We start from the raw sequence: 24,718 nt of genomic DNA on the forward strand, positions 1-24,718 counted from the left end.
CATGTTCCAGGGAGCGGGTGCAGACAGTGTCCGGTGGAGAGGTGGCCGGGATCCTGGTGGCCGTCTTCTGGGCGATCCTGGTCTCCTTCCTCGCCGTCGCGCTGGCGAGGCTGGCCCAGACGCTCAAGGCGACCACCAAGCTCGTCGCGGACGTGACCGACCAGGCCGTCCCCCTCCTCGCCGACGCGTCCACCGCGGTCCGCTCCGCGCAGACCCAGATCGAGCGGGTCGACGCCATCGCGTCGGACGTCCAGGAGGTCACGTCGAACGCCTCGGCGCTCTCCACGACCGTCGCGTCCACCTTCGGCGGCCCCCTCGTCAAGGTCGCCGCCTTCGGCTACGGCGTACGCCGGGCCATGGGCGGCCGCCGGGAGGGCGAGCCCGCCGAGGAGCGGCGTCGTACCGTGATCGTGGGACGCACCGTCGCGGGCCCCCGCCGGAGCAGGCGTGACACCCGTGGAAAGAAGGACTGACCGAGCGATGTTCCGTCGTACGTTCTGGTTCACCACAGGGGTCGCTGCCGGCGTGTGGGCCACCACCAAGGTCAACCGCAAGCTCAAGCAGCTCACCCCGGAGCACCTGGCGGGCCAGGCCGCGCACAAGGCGGTCGAGGCGGGCCACCGGCTCAAGGACCGGGCGGTCGGCTTCGCGCTCGACGTCCGCGACAACATGGCCCAGCGGGAGGCCGAACTCGGCGAGGCACTCGGCATCGAGGCCCCTGCCGACCGCCACCCGGAGCTGCCCGCCCCGAGGCGTGTCGTCGCCATCGAGAACAGCAACACCCCGAAGTACAGCAGGAATCCGAGGTACGTCGACAGCTCGTCGTACCCGCACAACCGGAATGAGGACCACTGATGGAGTCGGCCGAGATTCGTCGCCGCTGGTTGAGCTTCTTCGAGGAGCGCGGTCACACCGTTGTCCCTTCGGCGTCGCTCATCGCGGACGACCCGACTCTGCTCCTGGTCAACGCCGGCATGGTCCCTTTCAAGCCGTACTTCCTCGGTGAGGTCAAGCCCTCCTTCGACCGCGCCACCAGCGTGCAGAAGTGCGTCCGCACGCCGGACATCGAAGAGGTCGGCAAGACCACCCGGCACGGCACGTTCTTCCAGATGTGCGGCAACTTCTCCTTCGGCGACTACTTCAAGGAAGGCGCCATCACGTACGCCTGGGAGCTGCTCACCAGCCCCCAGGACAAGGGTGGTTACGGCCTGGAGCCGGAGAAGCTCTGGATCACTGTCTACAAGGACGACGACGAGGCCGAGCGCATCTGGCACGAGCGGATCGGCGTGCCCAAGGAGCGCATCCAGCGCCTCGGCAAGAAGGACAACTACTGGTCCATGGGCGTCCCCGGCCCGTGCGGCCCGTGCTCCGAGATCAACTACGACCGTGGCCCCGAGTTCGGCGCCGAGGGCGGCCCGGCCGTCAACGACGAGCGGTACGTGGAGATCTGGAACCTGGTCTTCATGCAGTACGAGCGCGGCGAGGGCACCTCCAAGGAGGACTTCGAGATCCTCGGCGAGCTGCCCAGCAAGAACATCGACACGGGCCTCGGCCTGGAGCGACTCGCCATGATTCTGCAGGGCGTGCAGAACATGTACGAGATCGACACCTCCATGGCCGTCATCGACAAGGCCACCGAACTCACCGGTGTCCGCTACGGCGACGCCCACGCCTCCGACGTCTCCCTGCGCGTGGTCACCGACCACATCCGCACCGCCGTGATGCTCATCGGCGACGGCGTCACCCCCGGCAACGAGGGCCGCGGCTACGTCCTGCGCCGCATCATGCGCCGCGCCATCCGCAACATGCGCCTGCTCGGTGCCACCGGCCCGGTCGTCCAGGACCTCATCGACGTCGTCATCGGCATGATGGGGCAGCAGTACCCGGAGCTCGTCACCGACCGCAAGCGCATCGAGACGGTGGCCCTCGCCGAGGAGGCCGCCTTCCTCAAGGCCCTCAAGGGCGGCACCAACATCCTCGACACCGCCGTCACGGAGACCAAGGCCGCCGGCGGTCAGGTCCTCTCCGGCGACAAGGCGTTCCTGCTCCACGACACCTGGGGCTTCCCGATCGACCTCACCCTCGAAATGGCCGCCGAACAGGGCCTTTCCGTGGACGAGGACGGCTTCCGCCGCCTGATGAAGGAGCAGCGGGACCGCGCCAAGGCCGACGCCCGCGCCAAGAAGACCGGCCACGCCGACCTCGGCGCCTACCGCGAGATCGCCGACGCCTCCGGGGAGACCGAGTTCATCGGCTACTCGGACACCGAGGGCGAGTCCACCGTCGTCGGCATCCTCGTCGACGGGCTCTCCTCGCCCGCCGCCACCGAGGGCGACGAGGTCGAGATCGTCCTCGACCGCACCCCGTTCTACGCCGAGGGCGGCGGCCAGATCGGCGACACCGGCCGGATCAAGGTCGACTCCGGTGCCGTCATCGAGATCCGCGACTGCCAGAAGCCGGTCCCGGGCGTCTACGTCCACAAGGGCGTCGTCCAGGTCGGCGAGGTGACCGTCGGCGCCAAGGCCCACGCCTCCATCGACGGCCGCCGCCGCACCGCCATCGCCCGCGCCCACTCGGCCACCCACCTCACCCACCAGGCCCTGCGCGACGCCCTCGGCCCGACGGCCGCCCAGGCCGGCTCCGAGAACCAGCCCGGCCGCTTCCGCTTCGACTTCGGTTCCCCGTCCGCCGTGCCGACGGCCGTGATGACCGACGTCGAGCAGAAGATCAACGAGGTGCTCTCCCGCGACCTGGACGTGCACGCGGAGATCCTGAGCCTCGACGAGGCCAAGAAGCAGGGTGCCATCGCCGAGTTCGGCGAGAAGTACGGCGAGCGGGTCCGTGTCGTCACCATCGGCGACTTCTCCAAGGAGCTGTGCGGCGGCACGCACGTCCACAACACCTCGCAGCTCGGCCTGGTCAAGCTGCTCGGCGAGTCCTCCATCGGCTCCGGTGTGCGCCGTATCGAGGCCCTGGTCGGCGTGGACGCCTACAACTTCCTCGCCCGTGAGCACACGGTCGTCGCCCAGCTCCAGGAGCTGATCAAGGGCCGTCCCGAGGAGCTCCCGGAGAAGGTTTCGGCCATGCTCGGCAAGCTGAAGGACGCCGAGAAGGAGATCGAGAAGTTCCGCGCCGAGAAGGTGCTCCAGGCCGCCGCGGGTCTCGCCGAGTCCGCCAAGGACGTGTCCGGTGTCGCCGTGGTGACCGGTCAGGTCCCGGACGGCACCACCGCCGACGACCTGCGCAAGCTGGTGCTCGACGTGCGCGGACGCATCCAGGGCGGCCGGGCCGCCGTGGTCGCCCTCTTCACCACCGTGAACGGCAAGCCGCTGACGGTCATCGCCACCAACGAGGCCGCCCGCGAGCGCGGACTGAAGGCCGGTGACCTGGTCCGCACGGCCGCCAAGACCCTCGGCGGCGGCGGTGGCGGCAAGCCGGACGTCGCCCAGGGTGGCGGCCAGAACCCGGCCGCCATCGGTGAGGCCGTGGACGCGGTGGAGCGCCTGGTCGCCGAGACGGCCAAGTGAACACGACCGATCACACGAGCGGGGACGACGGCCCGGTGATGCGCCGCGGCCGTCGGCTCGCGCTCGACGTCGGCGACGCCCGGATCGGGGTCGCCTCCTGCGACCCCGACGGGATCCTCGCGACCCCGGTCGAGACCGTTCCCGGACGCGACGTTCCCGCAGCCCAGCGCCGATTGAGACAACTCGTCGACGAGTACGTACCCATGGAAGTAATCGTCGGACTCCCTCGCTCCCTCAAGGGGGGCGAGGGGCCCGCCGCAGTCAAGGTACGGGGATTCGCCCAGGAACTGGCCCGCATGATCGCGCCGGTCCCGGTCAGACTCCTCGACGAGAGGATGACCACGGTGACGGCCGGTCAGGGTCTGCGCGCTTCTGGAGTGAAATCCAAGAAGGGCAGGTCGGTCATCGACCAGGCAGCGGCCGTGATCATCCTGCAACAGGCGCTGGAATCCGAACGGATGTCAGGTAAAGCTCCGGGCGAGGGCGTCGAAGTGGTCATCTGATCGCGATACGGTAACGTTCCGCGCGATGCGGTGGCCTTCGAACAGCCACCGCACAAAAAGAGGCGGGGACGAACGCCGAGCCACAGGCCCCGCGTGACCGCCGCCTCGCGGCTCTAGGGGATCGATGACTGAGTATGGCCGGGGCCCGGGCTCCGAACCGTGGCATCCGGACGACCCGTTGTACGGGGACGCCGGATGGGACGGACAGCAGGCCCAGGGCCAGCAGTCCTCCTACGGCGGCCGGCCGCAGCAGCACTACCCGGAGCAGCAGCAGTACCAGCAGCAGTACGACAACGGCAACGCCACCTGGAACAACGGCCATCAGGGCCATCAGGGTCACCAGGACGGCTACGCCCAGCAGCAGTACCAGCAGGAGTACGGCGACCCCGCGCAGCAGTACGCCGGCCAGAACCAGCATCAGCAGCAGTACGCCGGTCATGGCCAGCAGCAGTACGACCACACGGGCCACAACGGCTGGGACAACGGAACGCACCCGCACACGCAGGGCGCCTACGTCCCGGACCCGGCCGACCCCTACGCGGCACAGCAGCAGGCGATGGCCTACGGCGGCGGCCAACAGGACTTCTACGGCACGCCGGACGCGTATCCGCCGCCGGAGCCGCCCTCACGCCGAGGAACGGAATCCGCGGCGGCGCCCGCGCCCGCACCGGAGCCCGCGCCCGAACCCGAGGAGCAGCCGGCCGCCGAGCGGACGGACTGGGATCCCGGGCCGGACCAGGGCGAACACGCGTTCTTCGCCGGTGGCGGTGACGACGACGATGACGACGAGCCCGAGGGCCGGAGCCGGGCGGACCGGAAAGGCCGCGGCGGTAAGTCCGGCAAAGGCGGGAAGTCGGGCAAGGGCGGGAAGAAGCGCCGCAGCGGCTGCGCCTGCCTGGTGGTCGTCATGGTCTTCGGCGGCGGTTTCGCCGGTGTCAGTTATTTCGGGTACCAGTTCTATCAGAGCCGTTTCGGCGATGTCCCCGACTATGAGGGGAACGGTACGAACGAGACCGTGACGATCACGGTCGACAAGGGCGAATTCGGCTCGGCCATCGGGCAGAAACTGAAGACGGCCGGGGTCGTCAAGAGTGTGGACGCCTTCACGAACGCACTGGCGCAGCTTCCCGACAAGGACCAGATCCAGGCGGGCGTCTATCTCCTGAAGAAGGAGATGTCCGCCGAGAAAGCCATCGCTCTGATGCTCGACCCGAAGAGCCAGAGCAATTTCACCGTCGCCGAGGGCGAGCGGAACAACGACATCTACGTCAAGATCGACAAGGAATTGGGTCTTGACAAGGGTGCGACTCAGGATGTCGCCGAAAAGAAGTGGGACACCCTCGGTCTTCCCGAGTGGGCGAACGACAACAAGGACATCAAGGATCCGCTGGAAGGATTCCTCTACCCGTCCACCTATCCGGTCGCCAAGGGCATGAAGCCCGAGGCCGTCCTGAAGGAAATGGTCGACCTCGCCAAGGCGAAGTACGAGGCGATGGACCTGGAGGGCAAGGCCAAGGGGCTGAAGCTGGAGAATCCGCTCCAGGTGCTCACCGTGGCGAGCCTCGTCCAGGCGGAAGGGTTCAGCAAGAAGGACTTCGAGAAGGTCGCGAGGGTCGTCTACAACCGGCTCGACAAGAACAACACCGAGACCTACGGACTGCTCGACTTCGACTCCACCGTGAACTACCTGCGCGGGGAGTCCAAGCTGGCCACGGGTTCGGTCAACTCGCTCCGGCAGATCAACGACCCGTACAACACGTACAAGATCAAGGGTCTGCCGCCCGGCCCGATCGACAACCCCGGCGAAGTGGCGATAAAGGCCGCACTCAAGCCGGCCAAGGGTGACTGGTACTACTTCGTGTCGATCAGCAAGGAAGAGACGCTGTTCGCCGTGACCAACGAAGAGCACAACAGGAACCGCAAGAAGTACGAGGAAGCCCAGAACGGACGATGAGCCGCACCTCCACCAAGTACCGGGCCGCCGTGCTCGGTTCGCCGATCGCCCACTCGCTGTCTCCGGTGCTGCACCGGGCGGCGTACGCCGAACTCGGGCTCACCGACAGGACGTACGACCGTTTCGAGGTCGACGAGGAGGCGCTGCCCGGCTTCGTCGAGCAGCTCGGGCCGGAGTGGGCCGGGCTGTCGCTGACGATGCCGCTCAAGCGGGCGGTCATTCCCCTGCTGGACGAGATCAGCGAGACGGCGGCCTCCGTCGAGACCGTCAACACGCTGGTGTTCGCGGAGGACGGGCGACGGGTCGGCGACAACACCGACATCCCCGGGATGGTCGCCGCCCTGCGGGAGCGCGGCATCGAGCAGGTGGAGTCGGCGGCCGTCCTCGGCGCGGGAGCCACCGCCTCCTCCGCGCTGGCCGCGCTCGCCCGGATCTGCACCGGTGAGGTCGTGGCGTACGTCCGCAGCGAGGCCCGGGCCGCCGAGATGCGGCAGTGGGGCGAGCGGCTGGAGGTCGAGGTGCGTACGGCGGACTGGGCGGAGGCCGGGCGCGCGCTGAGCGCCCCCCTCGTCATCGCCACGACCCCGGCCGGGGCGACGGACGCGCTGTCCGGTGCGGTGCCGGAGATGCCGACCACCTTGTTCGACGTCCTGTACCACCCCTGGCCCACGGAGCTGGCCGCGCGGTGGTCCGCCTACGGCGGGGCGGTGGTCAGCGGGCTCGATCTGCTGGTGCACCAGGCCGTGCTGCAGGTCGAGCAGATGACCGGGTGCAAGACGGCTCCCGTGAGCGCGATGAGGCGGGCCGGGGAACGGGCGCTGGCCGAGCGCGGCTGAAGCGTTCCGGGCGCGCGGAGAAGGGCCGGTCCGAGGGGGCGGCCGGTGGCGAGGAACCGCCGTACGAGCCGTCCGCCTGATGGACCTGCGGCCGGGGTCCCGCCCCGGACGTGGGAGGATCGGAGGCGGCGGGCCGGGGCCGCGCACCGGTAGCCGTCGCCGTACGCGAGGAATCGCGTACACGCAGACAGGACGACGCAAGTACCGGACGCGAGCATAGGAGCACCGTTGAGCAGGTTGCGCTGGCTGACCGCGGGGGAGTCCCACGGTCCCGCACTCGTCGCGACGCTGGAGGGTCTTCCCGCCGGCGTGCCGATCACCACGGAGCTGGTGGCGGACCACCTGGCCCGGCGGCGCCTGGGCTATGGGCGCGGGGCGCGGATGAAGTTCGAGCGCGACGAGGTCACCTTCCTCGGCGGTGTGCGGCACGGACTGTCCATGGGCTCGCCGGTGGCGATCATGGTGGGCAACACCGAGTGGCCCAAGTGGGAGCAGGTCATGTCGGCCGACCCGGTCGACCCGGAGATCCTCGCCGGCCTGGCCCGTAACGCCCCGCTGACCCGTCCCCGTCCCGGCCACGCCGACCTGGCGGGCATGCAGAAGTACGGCTTCGACGAGGCCCGGCCCATCCTGGAGCGGGCCTCCGCCCGGGAGACCGCGGCCCGGGTCGCCCTCGGAGCCGTCGCCCGGTCGTACCTCAAGGAGACGACCGGCATCGAGATCGTCAGCCACGTCGTGGAGCTGGCGGCCGCGAAGGCCCCGCAGGGCGTGTACCCCACGCCCGCCGACGTGGAGAAGCTGGACGCGGACCCCGTGCGCTGCCTGGACGCGGACGCGTCGAAGGCGATGGTCGCGGAGATCGACCAGGCCCACAAGGACGGCGACACCCTCGGCGGCGTCGTCGAGATCCTGGCGTACGGCGTGCCCGTGGGCCTCGGCTCGCACGTCCACTGGGACCGCAAGCTGGACGCCCGTCTCGCCGGCGCGCTGATGGGCATCCAGGCCATCAAGGGCGTCGAGATCGGCGACGGCTTCGAGCTGGCGCGGGTGCCCGGCTCCAAGGCGCACGACGAGATCGTGAACACCCCCGAGGGCATCCGGCGCGTCTCCGGCCGTTCCGGCGGCACCGAGGGCGGCCTCACCACCGGTGAGCTGCTGCGGGTCCGGGCGGCGATGAAGCCCATCGCGACCGTGCCGCGCGCCCTGCAGACCGTCGACGTGACCACCGGCGAGGCCACGCAGGCCCACCACCAGCGCTCCGACGTCTCCGCCGTGCCGGCGGCCGGCATCGTCGCCGAGGCGATGGTGGCCCTGGTGCTGGCCGACGCGGTGGCCGAGAAGTTCGGCGGCGACAGCGTCACCGAGACCGCCCGCAACGTCCGTTCCTACCTCGACCACCTCGCGATCCGGTGAGCCCGGTGCCTCTGGTCGTCCTCGTCGGCCCCATGGGTGTCGGCAAGTCCACCGTCGGACAGCTGCTCGCCGAGCGGCTCGGTGTCGCCTACCGCGACACCGACGACGACATCGTGGCCGAGCAGGGCCGCGAGATCGCGGAGATCTTCCTCGACGAGGGCGAGGCCGCCTTCCGCGCCATCGAGAAGCAGGCGGTGCGCACGGCGCTCGCGTCTCACGACGGCGTCCTCGCCCTCGGCGGCGGCGCGATCCTCGACGCGGACACGCGCGCCCTGCTGTCCGGGCAGCGGGTCGTCTACCTCTCCATGGACGTCGAGGAGGCGGTCAAACGCACGGGCCTCAACGCCGCCCGCCCCCTGCTGGCCGTCAACCCCCGCAAGCAGTGGCGGGAGTTGATGGACGCCCGGCGGAGCCTGTACGAGGAGGTCGCCACGGCCGTCGTCGCCACCGACGGCCGTACGCCCGAGGAAGTCACCCGAGCGGCGCTGGACGCACTGGAGTTGAAGGAAGCATGAGCGAGACAGTGACCCGTATCCAGGTCGGCGGTACGGCGGGCACCGAGCCGTACGAGGTCCTGGTGGGGCGTCAACTCCTCGGTGAGCTGGGTGGGTTGATCGGCAACCGGGTCAAGCGGGTGGCCGTGATCCACCCCGAGGCGCTGGCGGACACCGGGGAGGCCCTGCGGGCCGATCTGGCCGGGCAGGGCTTCGAGACCGTGGCCATCCAGGTACCGAACGCGGAGGAGGCCAAGACCGCCGAGGTCGCCGCCTACTGCTGGAAGGCGCTGGGGCAGTCCGGGTTCACCCGTACCGATGTCATCGTCGGCGTCGGCGGCGGCGCCACCACCGACCTCGCCGGGTTCGTGGCGGCGACCTGGCTGCGCGGCGTCCGCTGGATCGCCATCCCCACCACCGTCCTGGCCATGGTGGACGCGGCCGTCGGCGGCAAGACCGGCATCAACACCGCCGAGGGCAAGAACCTGGTCGGCTCCTTCCACCCGCCGGCCGGTGTCCTGTGCGACCTGGCCGCGCTGGACTCGCTGCCGGTCAACGACTACGTCTCCGGGCTCGCCGAGATCATCAAGGCCGGGTTCATCGCGGACCCGGTGATCCTGGACCTGGTCGAGTCCGACCCGCAGGCGGCCCGCACGCCGGCCGGACCCCACACCTCGGAGCTGATCGAACGGTCGATCCGGGTCAAGGCCGAGGTCGTCTCCGGCGACCTCAAGGAGTCCGGCCGCCGCGAGATCCTCAACTACGGGCACACGCTCGCCCACGCGATCGAGAAGAACGAGCGCTACCAGTGGCGGCACGGCGCCGCCGTGTCCGTGGGCATGCACTTCGCCGCCGAACTGGGCCGGCTGGCGGGCCGGTTGGACGACGCGACCGCCGACCGCCACCGCACGGTCCTCGAAGCGGTCGGTCTGCCGCTGCACTACCGCTACGACCAGTGGCCGAAGCTCCTGGAGACCATGAAGGTCGACAAGAAGTCGCGGGGGGACCTGCTGCGCTTCATCGTCCTGGACGGCCTGGCCAAGCCGACCGTCCTGGAAGGCCCCGACCCGGCGATCCTCCTCGCCGCCTACGGCGAAGTGGGCCAGTAACGCCCACTCGGGCCGCTCTTGCCCGATTCGCCTTGTGTCCCTGGCCACTTGGGCACTTCGGGCCGTCCCCGGCCGTTCACCAAACGACGGCCGGGGACGGTACCGTTCGGTAAGGGCGGGGTCGACAGGCCCCGCCCGCCAGTGTCGATGTGACTGTACGAGACGGAGTGGCACCGGATGCAGGACGCAGTGGGAGCTCCGCTGCCGCCGCCCCACCGGCCGGGGCAGGACCCGGCGGCCCCCTGGCCGCCGACCGCGACCCCGCAGGGACGCCCGGCCCCCCCTCACCCGGGAGCGCCCGGCCCCCACCCGCCCCGGCACCCGATGCCCCCGGGCGGTCACCCCGGCCCGGTGCCGCCGCCCCCGCCCGCGCCGATGGCCCCGCCACCTGCCGCGCCCCCCGGTCCCGCCGCCCCGCCCGCACCGGGCTTCACCGGCAGCCCCGGGGTGCCGCGCGACACCACCGGACACGTGCCACTGCCGCCGGGCGGCCCGGTCACCATGCCGCCGCCCGCCACCGGCGCGCCGGACGTCACCAGCACCACGCTCGCGGTGCTGCTCATCGGCCCCGCCGGAGCCGGCAAGACCAGCGTCGCCAAGTACTGGGCGGACCACCGCCGGGTGCCCACCGCGCACATCAGCCTGGACGACGTACGCGAGTGGGTGCGCTCGGGCTTCGCGGACCCCCAGTCCGGCTGGAACGACAACTCCGAGGCCCAGTACCGCCTCGCCCGCCGTACCTGCGGCTTCTCCGCCCGGAACTTCCTGGCCAACGGCATCTCCTGCATCCTCGACGACGCCGTCTTCCCCGACCGCCCGGTCGTCGGCCTCGGCGGCTGGAAGCGGCACGTCGGCCCCGGGCTGCTGCCCGTCGTCCTCCTGCCGGGCCTGGAGATTGTCCTGGAACGCAACGCCGAGCGCTCGGGCAACCGCCGCCTCACCGACGAGGAGGTCGCCCGCATCCACGGCCGAATGGCGGGCTGGTACGGCTCGGGCCTCCCGATCATCGACAACTCCCAGCTCGACGTCCCGGCCACGGCCCGAGTCCTGGACGAAGTCCTGGCCCGCTCGATAGCAAGCCCTCCCAAGTGGTAACCACCTGAACGCCCCCGACCGCGCCCCGCCAGGGGCGCGAGCCCCCTCCGGCGCACGGCCGACACACGTCCCATCCAACGGCCTTCTCCCTGGCAACCCGCCGATGAGAACGCGCCCCGCCAGGGGCGCGGGGAACTGCGCGACCAGCCCCCACCGGCCCGCAGCCGGCACACAAGCTCCCGCCCTCCCACCCCTCTGGCCCCGTTCGACCGGCACCCGCCGGCCGCGGCCTCGCCGCCGTTCAGGGGCGCGGGGAACTGCGCGACCAGCCCCCACCGGCCCGCAGCCGGCACACAAGCTCCCGCCCTCCCACCCCTCTGGCCCCGTTCGACCGGCACCCGCCGGCCGCGGCCTCGCCGCCGTTCAGGGGCGCGGGGAACTGCGCGACCAGCCCCCACCGGCCCGCAGCCGGCACACAAGCTCCCGCCCACGCACCCCTCTGGCCCCGCTCAACCGGCACCCGCCGGCCCGCCTCGGCGTCGTTCAGGGGCGCGGGGAACTGCGCGACCAGCCCCCACCAGCCCGCAGCCGGCACTCAACCTCCCACCCCACCCACACACCCCGCCCCCCCACCCCGCGCCCCCACTCGGCCCCGCCCAACCAGCGCCCGCCCAGCGAAGCTCATACGCTCGGGACATGTCTGAGGTCTACGCGGCCCGCAGAGCCCGGCTGAGAGAACGCTGCCAGGCCGGCGGCAGCCACACCGCACTCGTAACCCGCCCGGCCAACGTGCGCTACCTCGCGGGAGCGGCACCGCGAGGCGCCGCGCTGCTGCTCGGCAGGAGCGAGGACGTCCTCCTCTGCGAGGCATCGCCGAGCGGCGAGATCGGCGAGGGCCGGCCCGACGACGCCGTACGCGTGCAGGTGCTGCCGCGGCCCGGTGGCGACCCCGCGGTCGCGGCCGCCGACCTGGTCACCGCCCTGGGCGCCGACTGCCTGGCCGTGGAGGAGCACCACCTCACCATGGCCCGGCACCGAGCCATCCGCTCCGTCACGCCCCGGCTGCGCCTCGCCGACCTCGGTGGCGCGGTGGAGCAGCTGAGAGTGATCAAGGACGAGGAGGAGATCTCCTGTCTGCGCATCGGCGCGGAGATCGCCGACCAGGCGCTGGGCGAACTGCTCGAATCGATCCTCGTCGGCCGCACCGAGCGTCACCTCGCCCTGGAGCTGGAGCGCCGGCTCGTCGACCACGGCGCCGACGGCCCGGCCTTCGCCACCTCCGTCGCCGCCGGCCCGAACTCCGGCCGGCCCGGTCACCGCCCCACCGATCGCCGGGTCGAGGAGGGCGACTTCCTCTCCGTCTGTCTCGGGGCGACCTACCGCGGCTACCGCTGCGAGATCGGCCGTACCTTCGTGATCGGCACCTCTCCGGCCGACTGGCAGATCGAGCTGTACGACCTGGTCTTCGCAGCCCAGCGCGCCGGACGAGAAGCCCTGACCCCCGGCGCGGCCTACCGCGAGGTGGACCGCGCGGCCCGCCAGGTCCTGGACTCCGCGGGGTACGGAGAAGGGCTGCCGGTGATGACGGGGCACGGGGTCGGACTCGAAATCGACGAGGACCCGCAGTTGGCCCCCGCGGCCATGGGTAAACTGGACGCTTGCGTGCCGGTCACCGTCGAACCGGGGGTCCACCTCCCGGGCCGGGGCGGAGTCCGGATCGATGACACGCTCGTCGTACGCCCCGAGGCGGACGGCGGACCCGAGCTACTCACCATCACGACCAAGGAGCTGCTCGCGCTCTAGCTCATCGGCTGCGCGCGTGGCCCGGGGTCGTCCACGTCAGTCCAGGAGATTCCGCAACCGTGGCTTCCACGAACGACCTCAAGAACGGCCTGGTGCTCAAGCTCGAAGGCGGCCAGCTCTGGTCCGTCGTCGAGTTCCAGCACGTCAAGCCCGGCAAGGGCCCGGCCTTCGTGCGCACCAAGCTCAAGAACGTGCTCTCCGGCAAGGTCGTCGACAAGACGTTCAACGCCGGCGTCAAGGTCGAGACGGCCACTGTCGACAAGCGCGACATGCAGTTCTCCTACATGGACGGCGAGTACTTCGTCTTCATGGACATGGAGACCTACGACCAGCTCATGGTCGACCGCAAGGCCGTCGGCGACGCCGCCAACTTCCTGATCGAGGGCTTCACCGCCACCGTCGCGCAGCACGAGGGCGAGGTGCTCTTCGTCGAGCTGCCGGCCGCCGTCGAGCTCGTGATCCAGGAGACCGAGCCGGGCGTCCAGGGCGACCGCTCCACCGGTGGCACCAAGCCCGCCACGCTGGAGACCGGTCACCAGATCCAGGTGCCGCTCTTCATCACCACCGGCGAGAAGATCAAGGTCGACACCCGCACCAGCGACTACCTCGGCCGGGTGAACAGCTAACCGTGGCTGCCCGTAACACGGCCCGCAAGCGTGCCTTCCAGATCCTCTTCGAGGGCGACCAGCGCGGGGCCGACGTCCTGACCGTCCTCGCGGACTGGATCCGGCACGCCCACAGCGACACCCGGCAGCCTCCGGTCAGCGAGTACACCATGCAGCTGGTCGAGGGGTACTCGGAGCACGCCAAGCGGATCGACGAGTTGATCGCGCAGTACTCGGTGGGGTGGACGCTCGACCGGATGCCGGTCGTCGACCGCAACATCCTGCGACTCGGGGCCTACGAGCTGATCTGGGTCGACGCGACCCCGGACGCGGTGGTGCTGGACGAGATGGTGCAGCTGGCGAAGGAGTTCTCCACGGACGACTCGCCGTCCTTCGTGAACGGTCTGCTCGGCCGGCTGAAGGACCTCAAGCCCTCGCTCCGCCGGGAAGCCGAGTAGGCAGCCGAGCAGGCAGGAACAACGGGGAAAGCGAAATGCCGCCGGGGTGGCCCGAACCAACTGGTTCGAGCCACCCCGGCGGCACGTTTCTGCTGGGCTCCGCCCGGAGGGGTCAGGCGTCCTCGTGGGTGACCGCGCGGCGCGCGTCCGCGTCCAGGACGCCCCAGCTGATCAGCTGCTCGGTGAGGACCGAGGGGGACTGGTCGTAGATGACGGCGAGTGTGCGCAGGTCGTCCTGGCGGATCGAGAGCACCTTGCCGTTGTAGTCGCCGCGCTGGGACTGGATCGTCGCCGCGTAGCGCTGCAGCGGGCCCGCCTTCTCGGCCGGCACGTGGGCCAGGCGCTCAAGGTCCAGCACGAGCTTCGGCGGCGGCTCGGCGGCGCCGCCCGGGGTCGTACCGGGAAGAAGCTCCTGCACGGGGACCCCGTAGAAGTCCGCCAGCTCCGCGAGGCGCTGCACGGTGACGGCGCGGTCGCCGCGCTCGTACGAACCGACCACGACCGCCTTCCAGCGTCCCTGGGACTTCTCCTCGACACCGTGGAGGGAAAGGCCCTGCTGGGTGCGGATGGCCCGGAGCTTGGCCCCGAGCTGTTTGGCGTATTCGCTGGACATATAGCTCCCCGGACGAAGGCTGGTGACTCACTGTGAGGTTACGCAGCGTGACTCTGCCCCGTCAAGCCGAATGGTCCGGACCGACTCTTCCGTGGTAACCGAGATCCCTTGGGCCAGGGGGGTGATCTGGGGCGATGCGGGGGCCTGCTACCGTGGACGGCGCAATTCCGACGTCCTTTAAGGTCCGTCCCGTGAGGCGGAGAAGGAGGTCCGTTTCATATGGACACGCAAGAAACCCCGCAGGGAGACCCGCGCCAGGACGCGCAGGCGTCCGATGCCAGGCCCGTACTCGAAGGCCCCGACATCGCGCGCGTACTGACCCGCATCGCCCACGAGATCGTCGAACGCGCCAAGGGCGCCGACGACGTGGTGCTCCTCGGCATTCCGACCCGCGGCGTCTTCCTCGCCCAGCGGCTCGCCGCCAAGCTGGAGGAGATCACCGACCGCAAGATCCCGGTCGGTTCGCTCGACATCACCATGTACCGCGACGACCTGCGCATGCACCCGCCGCGTGCGCTGGCCCGCACCGAGATCCCCGGTGACGGCATCGACGGCCGGCTGGTCGTCCTCGTCGACGACGTGCTCTTCTCCGGCCGGACGATCCGCGCGGCACTCGACGCGCTGAACGACATCGGCCGTCCGCGCGCCGTCCAGCTCGCGGTCCTCGTCGACCGCGGCCACCGCGAACTGCCCATCCGCGCCGACTACGTCGGCAAGAACCTCCCCACGTCGCTGCGGGAGACGGTCAAGGTCCAGCTCGCCGAGGAAGACGGTCGGGACACCGTCCTGCTCGGTGCGAAGCGGACCGCCCAGCAGTAGCACGCGCGCGTGCGGCCCCGCGCCGTACGTCCCTTCGCGATGCCCCTGACTGCCCGTAATCTCCCGAACTGCCTTACGGAGCCTGAAAGATGCAGCGTCATCTCATCTCGGCCGCCGACCTCACCCGCGACGACGCCGTCCTGATCCTCGACACCGCCGAGGAGATGGCCCGGGTCGCCGACCGGCCGATCAAGAAACTGCCGACCCTGCGCGGCCGGACGATCGTCAACCTCTTCTTCGAGGACTCCACCCGCACCCGGATCTCCTTCGAGGCCGCCGAGAAGCGTCTGTCCGCCGACGTCATCAACTTCACCGCCAAGGGATCGAGCGTGTCGAAGGGCGAGTCCCTGAAGGACACCGCCCAGACCCTCGAAGCCATGGGCGTCGACGCCGTCGTCATCCGGCACGGCGCCTCGGGGGCCCCGTACCGGCTGGCGACCTCCGGCTGGATCGACGCCGCCGTCATCAACGCGGGCGACGGCACCCACCAGCACCCCACCCAGGCCCTGCTGGACGCCTTCACCATGCGCCGCCGCCTCGTCGGCCGTGACGCCGGGCTCGGCCAGGACCTCTCCGGCAAGCGCATCACGCTCGTCGGCGACGTCCTGCACAGCCGCGTCGCCCGCTCCAACGTCGACCTGCTGCACACCCTCGGGGCCCAGGTCACCCTCGTCGCCCCGCCCACCCTGGTGCCGGTCGGCGTCCACGCCTGGCCCTGCGAGGTCAGCTACGACCTGGACAGCACCCTCGCCAAGTCCGACGCGGTGATGATGCTGCGCGTGCAGCGGGAGCGGATGAACGCGGCGTTCTTCCCCACCGAGCGCGAGTACTCGCGACGCTACGGCCTCGACGGCGACCGCATGGCCCGCATGCCCGAACACGCCATCGTGATGCACCCCGGCCCGATGGTCCGCGGCATGGAGATCACCGCCGAGGTCGCCGACTCCGACCGCTGCACCGTCGTCGAGCAGGTCGCCAACGGCGTCTCCATCCGGATGGCCGTGCTGTACCTGCTGCTCGGCGGCAACGAGCCCGCCGTGACCCACACCCGCACCACCGAGGAGAAGTAAGACCATGAGCAAGATCCTGATCCGTGGTGCGAAGGTGCTGGGCGGCGAGCCGCAGGACGTCCTGATCGACGGCGAGATCATCGCGGAGATCGGTACCGGGCTGTCCGCCGAGGACGCCCAGGTCGTCGAGGCCGACGGCAAGGTGCTCCTGCCGGGCCTGGTCGACCTGCACACCCATCTGCGCGAGCCCGGCCGCGAGGACTCCGAGACCGTGCTGACCGGCACGCGCGCGGCGGCCTCCGGCGGCTACACGGCCGTCTTCGCCATGGCCAACACCTTCCCCGTCGCCGACACCGCCGGAGTGGTCGAGCAGGTCTACCGGCTCGGGCGGGAGCACGGCTACTGCGACGTCCAGCCCATCGGCGCCGTCACCGTCGGCCTGGAGGGCAGGAAGCTCGCCGAGCTGGGCGCGATGCACGAGTCGGCCGCCGGGGTCACCGTCTTCTCGGACGACGGCAAGTGCGTCGACGACGCGGTCATCATGCGCCGGGCCCTGGAGTACGTGAAGGCGTTCGGCGGGGTCGTCGCCCAGCACGCGCAGGAGCCCCGGCTGACCGAGGGCGCCCAGATGAACGAGGGCGTCGTCTCCGCCGAGCTGGGCCTCGGCGGCTGGCCCGCGGTGGCCGAAGAATCGATCATCGCCCGGGATGTCCTGCTCGCCGAGCACGTCGGCTCCCGCGTCCACATCTGCCACCTGTCGACCGCCGGGTCCGTCGAGATCGTCCGCTGGGCCAAGTCCCGGGGTATCGACGTCACCGCCGAGGTCACCCCGCACCACCTCCTCCTCACCGACGAGCTGGTGCGTTCCTACAACCCGGTCTACAAGGTCAACCCGCCGCTGCGCACCGAGCGCGACGTGCTGGCCCTGCGCGAGGCGCTCGCCGACGGCACGATCGACATCGTCGCCACCGACCACGCCCCGCACCCCCACGAGGACAAGGACTGCGAGTGGGCCGCCGCGGCCATGGGCATGGTCGGCCTGGAGACCGCGCTGTCCGTGGTCCAGGAGACGATGGTCGCCACCGGTCTGCTCGACTGGGCGGGCGTCGCGGACCGTATGTCGGTCAAGCCCGCGAAGATCGGTGGGGCGGCCGGACACGGACGTCCCGTCTCGGCAGGTGAGCCCGCCAACCTCACGCTCGTCGACACGGCATACCGTGGGTCGGTGGATCCCGCGGGCTTCGCCTCGCGCAGCCGCAACACCCCCTACGAGGGCCGCGAGCTGCCGGGCCGTGTCACGCACACGTGGCTGCGGGGCAAGGCCACGCTCGTCGACGGGAAGCTCACGTGACACCTGTAATTCTGCTGGCCGCCGAGAAGCAATCGGCCGAGGTCACCGACTGGGCCGCGCGTATCGGCTGGGTCGTCGGACTCGCCCTGTTCGTCGCGCTCGTCTACTGGCTGATGCGCGAGGGCTGGAGGTGGCGCGGCACGCTCCAGGGCGACCTGCCGGAGCTGCCCGGCGCGCCGGACGAGCCGGGCGAGGCCAGACTGGGCATGAGCGGCCGGTACCACGGCTCCACGACCGCCGGCCAGTGGCTCGATCGCATCGTGGCGCACGGCCTGGGCGCCCGCAGCCGGGTCGAGCTGACGCTGACGGACGCGGGCCTGGACGTCGTACGCCCGGGAGCGACCGACTTCTTCGTGCCGGTCGGCGCCCTGCGCGAGGCCCGGCTCGACAAGGGCATCGCCGGCAAGGTCCTCACCGAGGGCGGACTGCTGGTCGTCACCTGGGAGCACGGCGGCAAGCTGCTCGACTCCGGGTTCCGCTCCGACCGCGCGGCCGAGCACAACGAGTGGGTCGAGACCCTGAACCAGATGATCAACAAGACGGAAACGGAAGGCGCACGATGACGACCTCCACTCGGGGAGCCACCAGGGTTCCCGCCGTACTCGTCCTGGAGGACGGCCGGATCTTCCGCGGCCGTGCCTACGGGGCCGTGGGGGTGACCTTCGGCGAGGCCGTGTTCTCCACCGGGATGACCGGCTACCAGGAGACCCTCACGGACCCGTCGTACCACCGCCAGGTGGTCGTCATGACCGCCCCGCACGTCGGCAACACCGGCGTCAACGACGAGGACCCCGAGTCCAGGAAGATCTGGGTCTCCGGCTACGTCGTCCGCGACCCCGCGCGCGTGCCCTCCAACTGGCGCTCCCGCCGCTCCCTGGACGACGAACTGCGCACCCAGGGCGTCGTCGGCATCTCCGGCATCGACACCCGCGCCCTCACCCGCCACCTGCGCGAGCGCGGCGCCATGCGCGTCGGCATCTTCTCCGGCAACGCGCTGCCCGACGAGGGCGTCATGCTCACCGAGGTCCGCGAGGCCCCCGAGATGAAGGGCGCGAACCTCTCGGCCGAGGTCGCCACCAAGGAGACGTACGTCGTCCCCGCGATCGGCACCAAGAAGTTCACCGTCGCCGCCGTCGACCTCGGCATCAAGGGCATGACCCCGCACCGCATGGCCGAGCGCGGCATCGAGGTGCACGTCCTGCCGGCCACGGCGACCGCCGAGGACGTCTACGCCGTGAACCCGGACGGTGTCTTCTTCTCCAACGGCCCCGGCGACCCCGCCACCGCCGACCACGCCGTCTCCGTCATGCGGGCGGTCCTGGAACGCTCCACCCCGCTCTTCGGCATCTGCTTCGGCAACCAGATCCTCGGCCGCGCCCTCGGCTTCGGCACCTACAAGCTGAAGTACGGCCACCGGGGCATCAACCAGCCCGTGCAGGACCGCACGACCGGCAAGGTCGAGGTCACCGCGCACAACCACGGCTTCGCCGTCGACGCCCCGCTCGACCAGGTCTCCGAGACCCCCTTCGGCCGCGCCGAGGTCTCCCACGTGTGCCTCAACGACAACGTGGTGGAGGGGCTCCGGCTCCTCGACCGCCCGGCCTTCAGCGTCCAGTACCACCCCGAAGCGGCAGCGGGCCCGCACGACGCCGCCTACCTGTTCGACCGCTTCGTATCCCTGATGGAGGGCCAGCGTGCCTAAGCGCACCGATATCCAGTCCGTCCTGGTCATCGGCTCCGGCCCGATCGTCATCGGCCAGGCCGCCGAGTTCGACTACTCCGGCACCCAGGCGTGCCGCGTGCTCAAGGCCGAGGGCCTGCGCGTGATCCTGGTCAACTCCAACCCGGCGACGATCATGACCGACCCGGAGATCGCCGACGCCACCTACGTCGAGCCGATCACCCCGGAGTTCGTCGAGAAGATCATCGCCAAGGAGCGCCCCGACGCCCTCCTGCCCACCCTGGGCGGTCAGACGGCCCTCAACACGGCCATCTCGCTGCACGAGGCCGGGACGCTGGAGAAGTACGGCGTCGAACTGATCGGCGCCAACGTCGAGGCCATCAACAAGGGCGAGGACCGCGACCTCTTCAAGGACGTCGTCGAGGCCGTGCGCGCCAAGATCGGGCACGGCGAGTCCGCCCGCTCGGTCATCTGCCACTCCATGGACGACGTGCTCAAGGGTGTCGAGACCCTCGGCGGCTACCCCGTCGTCGTCCGCCCCTCCTTCACCATGGGCGGCGCCGGCTCCGGCTTCGCCCACGACGAGGAGGAGCTGCGCCGCATCGCCGGCCAGGGCCTCACCCTCTCGCCGACCACCGAGGTGCTCCTGGAGGAGTCCATCCTCGGCTGGAAGGAGTACGAGCTGGAGCTGATGCGCGACAAGAACGACAACGTCGTGGTCGTCTGCTCCATCGAGAACTTCGACCCCATGGGCGTGCACACCGGCGACTCGATCACGGTCGCGCCCGCGATGACCCTGACCGACCGCGAGTACCAGGTGCTGCGGGACGTCGGCATCGCGATCATCCGCGAGGTCGGCGTCGACACCGGCGGCTGCAACATCCAGTTCGCGGTGAACCCCGAGGACGGCCGGGTCATCGTCATCGAGATGAACCCGCGCGTGTCGCGGTCCTCCGCCCTCGCCTCCAAGGCGACCGGCTTCCCGATCGCCAAGATCGCCGCCAAGCTGGCCGTCGGCTACACGCTCGACGAGATCCCCAACGACATCACCGAGCAGACCCCGGCCTCCTTCGAGCCGACGCTCGACTACGTCGTCGTCAAGGCCCCCCGCTTCGCCTTCGAGAAGTTCCCCTCCGCGGACTCCTCCCTGACCACGACCATGAAGTCGGTCGGCGAGGCCATGGCGATCGGCCGCAACTTCACCGAGGCGCTGCAGAAGGCGCTGCGGTCGCTGGAGAAGAAGGGCAGCCAGTTCACCTTCGTCGGCGAGCCCGGCGACAAGGCCGCTCTCCTCGAAGAGGCCGTCCGCCCCACCGACGGCCGGATCAACACCGTCATGCAGGCCGTCCGCGCGGGCGCCACGCCCGAGGAGGTCTTCGAGGCCACGAAGATCGACCCGTGGTTCGTCGACCAGCTCTTCCTGATCAAGGAGATCGCCGACGAGCTGGCCGAGGCCGACAAGCTCGGTCCGGAGCTGCTGGCCGAGGCCAAGCGGCACGGCTTCTCCGACCAGCAGATCGCCGAGATCCGCGGGCTGCGCGAGGACGTCGTGCGCGAGGTGCGGCACGCGCTGGGCGTGCGCCCGGTCTACAAGACGGTCGACACCTGCGCCGCCGAGTTCGCCGCGAGGACCCCGTACTTCTACTCCTCGTACGACGAGGAGACGGAGGTCGCCCCGCGCGAGAAGCCGGCCGTGATCATCCTCGGCTCGGGCCCGAACCGCATCGGCCAGGGCATCGAGTTCGACTACTCCTGCGTCCACGCCTCCTTCGCGCTGAGCGACGCGGGCTACGAGACCGTGATGGTCAACTGCAACCCCGAGACGGTCTCCACGGACTACGACACCTCCGACCGCCTGTACTTCGAGCCGCTCACGCTCGAAGACGTGCTGGAGATCGTGCACGCCGAGTCGTTGGCCGGTCCGATCGCGGGTGTCGTCGTCCAGCTGGGCGGCCAGACCCCGCTGGGCCTGTCGCAGGCGCTCAAAGACAACGGCGTCCCCGTCGTGGGCACCTCCCCGGAGGCCATCCACGCCGCCGAGGACCGCGGCGCCTTCGGCCAGGTGCTCGCCGAGGCGGGCCTGCCCGCGCCGAAGCACGGCACGGCCACCACCTTCGCCGGCGCCAAGGCCATCGCCGACGAGATCGGCTACCCGGTCCTCGTCCGCCCGTCCTACGTGCTCGGCGGACGCGGCATGGAGATCGTGTACGACGAGGCCCGCCTGGAGTCCTACATCGCCGAGTCGACCGAGATCAGCCCCTCCCGGCCGGTCCTGGTCGACCGCTTCCTCGACGACGCCATCGAGATCGACGTGGACGCCCTGTACGACGGCCACGAGCTGTACCTGGGCGGTGTGATGGAGCACATCGAGGAGGCCGGCATCCACTCCGGCGACTCGGCGTGCGCCCTGCCCCCGATCACCCTCGGCGGCTTCGACATCAAGCGCCTGCGCGCCTCCACCGAGGCCATCGCCAAGGGCGTCGGCGTGCGCGGTCTGATCAACATCCAGTTCGCGATGGCCGGGGACATCCTCTACGTCCTGGAGGCCAACCCGCGCGCCTCCCGCACCGTCCCCTTCACCTCGAAGGCGACCGCGGTGCCGCTGGCCAAGGCCGCCGCCCGGATCTCGCTGGGCGCGACCATCGCCGAGCTGCGGACGGAGGGGCTGCTTCCGGCCAACGGCGACGGCGGGGAGCTGCCGCTCGACGCGCCGATCTCCGTCAAGGAGGCCGTGATGCCCTGGTCGCGCTTCCGCGACATCCACGGGCGCGGCGTCGACACCATCCTCGGCCCGGAGATGCGCTCCACCGGCGAGGTCATGGGCATCGACTCGGTCTTCGGCACGGCGTACGCCAAGTCGCAGGCCGGCGCGTACGGGCCGCTGCCCACCAAGGGCCGCGCGTTCATCTCGGTCGCCAACCGCGACAAGCGTTCGATGATCTTCCCGGCGCGCGAGCTGGTCGCGCACGGCTTCGAACTGCTCGCCACGTCCGGCACGGCCGAGGTCCTCAAGCGCAACGGCATCAACGCCACCGTCGTGCGCAAGCAGTCCGAGGGCACCGGCCCGAACGGCGAGAAGACCATCGTCCAGCTCATCCACGACGGCGAGGTCGACCTCATCGTCAACACCCCGTACGGCACCGGCGGCCGCCTCGACGGCTACGACATCCGTACGGCGGCCGTGGCCCGGTCCGTGCCCTGCCTGACGACGGTCCAGGCGCTCGCCGCGGCCGTCCAGGGCATCGACGCGCTCAACCACGGCGACGTGGGCGTGCGCTCGCTCCAGGAACACGCCGAACACCTGATCGCGGCCCGCGACTAGCAGCCCTGAGGGGGACACCGGAAACGGTGTCCCCCTCTTCGCGAGACCTCTTCGTGAGGCGCTCCTTCGAGGACAGGAACATGTACAAGATCTTCTTCCGGCTCGTCTTCCGACGGATGGATCCCGAACAGGCCCACCACCTGGCCTTCCGCTGGATCCGTCTCGCCGTCCGCGTCCCCGTCCTGCGCACCTTCGTCGCCGCCGCGCTCGCGCCCCGCTACGAGGAGCTGCGCACCGAGGCGTTCGGGCTGCGCATGCACGGCCCCTTCGGACTCGCCGCCGGCTTCGACAAGAACGCGGTCGCCGTCGACGGGATGTCGATGCTCGGCTTCGACCACGTCGAGATCGGCACGGTGACGGGCGAGGCCCAGCCCGGCAACCCCAGGAAGCGGCTGTTCCGCCTGGTCGCCGACCGCGCCCTGATCAACCGCATGGGCTTCAACAACGAGGGCTCCCTCGCCGTCGCCGCCCGCCTGGCCTCCCGTACGCCCGTGTTCCGGACGGTCGTGGGCGTCAACATCGGCAAGACCAAGGTCGTCCCCGAGGAGGAGGCCGCGCAGGACTACGTGAAGTCCACCGAGCGCCTCGCCCCCTACGCCGACTACCTCGTCGTCAACGTCTCCTCGCCCAACACGCCCGGCCTGCGCAACCTCCAGGCCACCGAGGCGCTGCGGCCGCTGCTCACCGCCGTGCGCGAGGCCGCCGACCGCACGGTCCGCACCCGCCGCGTCCCGCTGCTGGTGAAGATCGCGCCGGACCTCGCCGACGAGGACGTCGACGCGGTCGCCGACCTCGCCGTGGAGCTCGGCCTGGACGGGATCATCGCCACGAACACCACCATCGCGCGCGAGGGCCTCGGCCTCACCTCCGCACCCTCCCTCGTGAAGGAGACGGGCGGTCTCTCCGGCGCCCCCGTCAAGGCCCGCTCCCTCGCGGTCCTGCGCCGCCTCTACGCGCGCGTGGGCGACCGGATCACCCTGGTGGGCGTCGGCGGCGTCGAGGACGCCGAGGACGCCTGGCAGCGCATCCTGGCGGGCGCCACGCTGGTCCAGGGCTACAGCGCCTTCGTCTACGAGGGCCCCTTCTGGGCGCGTTCCGTCCACAAGGGCCTCGCCGCCCGCCTGCGCACCAGCCCGTACGCCACCCTCGCCGACGCGGTCGGCGCCGACGTGAGGAAGACGGTATGACCGAGTCCTTCGGTGCGCGGCTGCGCCGTGCCATGGACGAGCGCGGGCCGCTCTGTGTCGGCATCGACCCGCACGCCTCCCTGCTGGCCGACTGGGGCCTGGACGACGACATCGCCGGGCTGGAGCGGTTCAGCCGCACGGTCGTGGAGGCGCTCGCGGACCGGGTGGCCGTCCTCAAGCCGCAGAGCGCGTTCTTCGAGCGCTTCGGGTCGCGGGGCGTCGCCGTACTGGAGAAGTCCGTCCAGGAGGCGCGGGCGGCCGGCGCGCTGGTCGTCATGGACGCCAAGCGCGGTGACATCGGCTCGACCATGGCCGCGTACGCCGAGACCTTTCTGCACAAGGACGCGCCCCTGTTCTCGGACGCGCTGACGGTCTCGCCGTACCTGGGCTACGGCTCCCTGCAGCCCGCCGTGGCCCTGGCGCGCGAGAACGGGGCCGGGCTGTTCGTGCTGGCGCTCACCTCGAACCCGGAGGGCGGCGAGGTCCAGCACGCGCTGCGCGGCGACGGACGGAACGTGGGCGCGACCATGCTGGCGCACCTGGCGGCCGAGAACGCCGGCGAGGCGCCGCTGGGGTCCTTCGGTGCCGTCGTCGGCGCCACGCTCGGTGACCTCTCGTCCTACGACCTGAACATCGGCGGCCCCCTCCTGGCACCCGGGATCGGCGCCCAGGGAGCCACTCCGGCCGATCTTCCGGCGGTCTTCGGGAGCGCCGTGCGTCAGGTCGTCCCGAACGTCAGCCGGGGTGTCCTTCGTCACGGTCCCGCGATCGTCGCTCTGCGTGACGCCTCGGATCGTTTCGCGGACGAGATCCGCACCGCGACGACCGCCGCCCGAGACCTCCGATGAGTGCCGGGAGGCGGTTCCCGGACGACTTGAGTCTGAATACATTCTCAAATCCGGGGCATTATGCGTCTTATGTCCGAGTCCATGGAGGCTGACCAGGACTTTTCCGCTGTTCTCGCTGACTCCGGCGGACTTGGCCGCTAGTCTCCGAGC

The 24,718-nt window shown here is 70.6% G+C and carries 22 protein-coding genes; 21 read left to right on the plus strand and 1 reads right to left on the minus strand.

Annotated elements, in window-relative coordinates; all coding sequences use genetic code 11:
- Positions 1-26 precede the first annotated feature (26 nt).
- From PYR72_RS39115 to nusB, 13 genes are all read left to right on the plus strand, one after another.
- Positions 27-473: a DUF948 domain-containing protein gene (locus tag PYR72_RS39115; RefSeq protein ID WP_275460637.1), complete on the plus strand. Its 447-nt coding sequence runs from the start codon at positions 27-29 to the stop codon at positions 471-473.
- A gap of 7 nt (positions 474-480) precedes the next feature.
- A complete protein-coding gene (locus PYR72_RS39120; RefSeq protein ID WP_275459679.1) occupies positions 481-855 on the plus strand; it encodes a hypothetical protein in 375 nt (124 codons plus the stop codon).
- Positions 855-3,527 (plus strand): alanine--tRNA ligase, encoded by a 2,673-nt coding sequence (alaS, locus tag PYR72_RS39125; RefSeq protein ID WP_275459680.1) that lies wholly within the window; start codon positions 855-857, stop codon positions 3,525-3,527. The genes PYR72_RS39120 and alaS overlap by 1 nt, the downstream gene beginning before the upstream one ends.
- A gap of 38 nt (positions 3,528-3,565) precedes the next feature.
- The gene (gene ruvX / locus PYR72_RS39130) at positions 3,566-4,030 is read left to right on the plus strand and encodes a Holliday junction resolvase RuvX (RefSeq protein ID WP_013005023.1); all 465 of its coding nucleotides are present in this window, start codon (positions 3,566-3,568) and stop codon (positions 4,028-4,030) included.
- 124 nt (positions 4,031-4,154) lie between these two features.
- A complete protein-coding gene (mltG, locus tag PYR72_RS39135) occupies positions 4,155-5,984 on the plus strand; it encodes an endolytic transglycosylase MltG (RefSeq protein WP_275459681.1) in 1,830 nt (609 codons plus the stop codon).
- Complete coding sequence (locus PYR72_RS39140) at positions 5,981-6,820, plus strand: shikimate dehydrogenase (protein ID WP_275459682.1); 840 nt, start codon at positions 5,981-5,983, stop codon at positions 6,818-6,820. The genes mltG and PYR72_RS39140 overlap by 4 nt, the downstream gene beginning before the upstream one ends.
- Before the next feature lie 228 nt (positions 6,821-7,048).
- Positions 7,049-8,233 (plus strand): chorismate synthase, encoded by a 1,185-nt coding sequence (gene aroC / locus PYR72_RS39145; RefSeq protein ID WP_275459683.1) that lies wholly within the window; start codon positions 7,049-7,051, stop codon positions 8,231-8,233.
- Positions 8,234-8,265: 32 nt separating this feature from the next.
- Complete coding sequence (locus PYR72_RS39150; protein WP_275460638.1) at positions 8,266-8,748, plus strand: shikimate kinase; 483 nt, start codon at positions 8,266-8,268, stop codon at positions 8,746-8,748.
- Positions 8,745-9,836, plus strand: a complete 1,092-nt coding sequence (gene aroB / locus PYR72_RS39155) for a 3-dehydroquinate synthase (RefSeq protein ID WP_275459684.1) — start codon at positions 8,745-8,747, stop codon at positions 9,834-9,836. The genes PYR72_RS39150 and aroB overlap by 4 nt, the downstream gene beginning before the upstream one ends.
- A gap of 177 nt (positions 9,837-10,013) precedes the next feature.
- On the plus strand, positions 10,014-10,931 hold the full coding sequence (locus tag PYR72_RS39160) for an AAA family ATPase (RefSeq protein WP_275459685.1): 918 nt from the start codon (positions 10,014-10,016) through the stop codon (positions 10,929-10,931).
- A 636-nt stretch (positions 10,932-11,567) separates the two neighbouring features.
- Positions 11,568-12,674, plus strand: coding sequence for an aminopeptidase P family protein (locus PYR72_RS39165; RefSeq protein ID WP_275459686.1), 1,107 nt, complete (start codon positions 11,568-11,570; stop codon positions 12,672-12,674).
- 59 nt (positions 12,675-12,733) lie between these two features.
- The gene (efp, locus tag PYR72_RS39170) at positions 12,734-13,300 is read left to right on the plus strand and encodes an elongation factor P (protein ID WP_033532566.1); all 567 of its coding nucleotides are present in this window, start codon (positions 12,734-12,736) and stop codon (positions 13,298-13,300) included.
- 2 nt (positions 13,301-13,302) lie between these two features.
- On the plus strand, positions 13,303-13,737 hold the full coding sequence (gene nusB / locus PYR72_RS39175; RefSeq protein ID WP_275459687.1) for a transcription antitermination factor NusB: 435 nt from the start codon (positions 13,303-13,305) through the stop codon (positions 13,735-13,737).
- Positions 13,738-13,849: 112 nt separating this feature from the next.
- Here nusB and bldD read toward each other — a convergent pair whose 3' ends face one another.
- Positions 13,850-14,350, minus strand: coding sequence for a transcriptional regulator BldD (gene bldD, locus PYR72_RS39180; RefSeq protein WP_005485476.1), 501 nt, complete (start codon positions 14,348-14,350; stop codon positions 13,850-13,852).
- Between the two features lie 219 nt (positions 14,351-14,569).
- On the opposite strand from bldD, the gene pyrR reads away from it, so the two are divergent.
- The 8 genes from pyrR to pyrF all read left to right on the plus strand — a co-directional run bounded on the left by pyrR (position 14,570) and on the right by pyrF (position 24,568).
- Entirely contained in the window at positions 14,570-15,169 is a 600-nt protein-coding gene (gene pyrR, locus PYR72_RS39185; protein ID WP_275459688.1) for a bifunctional pyr operon transcriptional regulator/uracil phosphoribosyltransferase PyrR, read from the plus strand.
- An 89-nt stretch (positions 15,170-15,258) separates the two neighbouring features.
- Entirely contained in the window at positions 15,259-16,239 is a 981-nt protein-coding gene (locus tag PYR72_RS39190; protein ID WP_005485479.1) for an aspartate carbamoyltransferase catalytic subunit, read from the plus strand.
- A gap of 4 nt (positions 16,240-16,243) precedes the next feature.
- Positions 16,244-17,530, plus strand: a complete 1,287-nt coding sequence (locus PYR72_RS39195) for a dihydroorotase (protein WP_275459689.1) — start codon at positions 16,244-16,246, stop codon at positions 17,528-17,530.
- Positions 17,527-18,093, plus strand: coding sequence for a hypothetical protein (locus PYR72_RS39200; protein WP_275459690.1), 567 nt, complete (start codon positions 17,527-17,529; stop codon positions 18,091-18,093). Before PYR72_RS39195 ends, PYR72_RS39200 begins: the two co-directional genes overlap by 4 nt.
- Positions 18,090-19,232, plus strand: a complete 1,143-nt coding sequence (gene carA / locus PYR72_RS39205; protein WP_275459691.1) for a glutamine-hydrolyzing carbamoyl-phosphate synthase small subunit — start codon at positions 18,090-18,092, stop codon at positions 19,230-19,232. Before PYR72_RS39200 ends, carA begins: the two co-directional genes overlap by 4 nt.
- Positions 19,225-22,533: a carbamoyl-phosphate synthase large subunit gene (gene carB, locus PYR72_RS39210; protein ID WP_275459692.1), complete on the plus strand. Its 3,309-nt coding sequence runs from the start codon at positions 19,225-19,227 to the stop codon at positions 22,531-22,533. The genes carA and carB overlap by 8 nt, the downstream gene beginning before the upstream one ends.
- An 80-nt stretch (positions 22,534-22,613) precedes the next feature.
- Entirely contained in the window at positions 22,614-23,720 is a 1,107-nt protein-coding gene (locus PYR72_RS39215; protein ID WP_275459693.1) for a quinone-dependent dihydroorotate dehydrogenase, read from the plus strand.
- The gene (gene pyrF / locus PYR72_RS39220) at positions 23,717-24,568 is read left to right on the plus strand and encodes an orotidine-5'-phosphate decarboxylase (protein WP_275459694.1); all 852 of its coding nucleotides are present in this window, start codon (positions 23,717-23,719) and stop codon (positions 24,566-24,568) included. The genes PYR72_RS39215 and pyrF overlap by 4 nt, the downstream gene beginning before the upstream one ends.
- Positions 24,569-24,718 lie beyond the last annotated feature (150 nt).

The organism is Streptomyces sp. VNUA24 (assembly GCF_029167005.1).
Lineage (GTDB): Bacteria > Actinomycetota > Actinomycetes > Streptomycetales > Streptomycetaceae > Streptomyces > Streptomyces scabiei.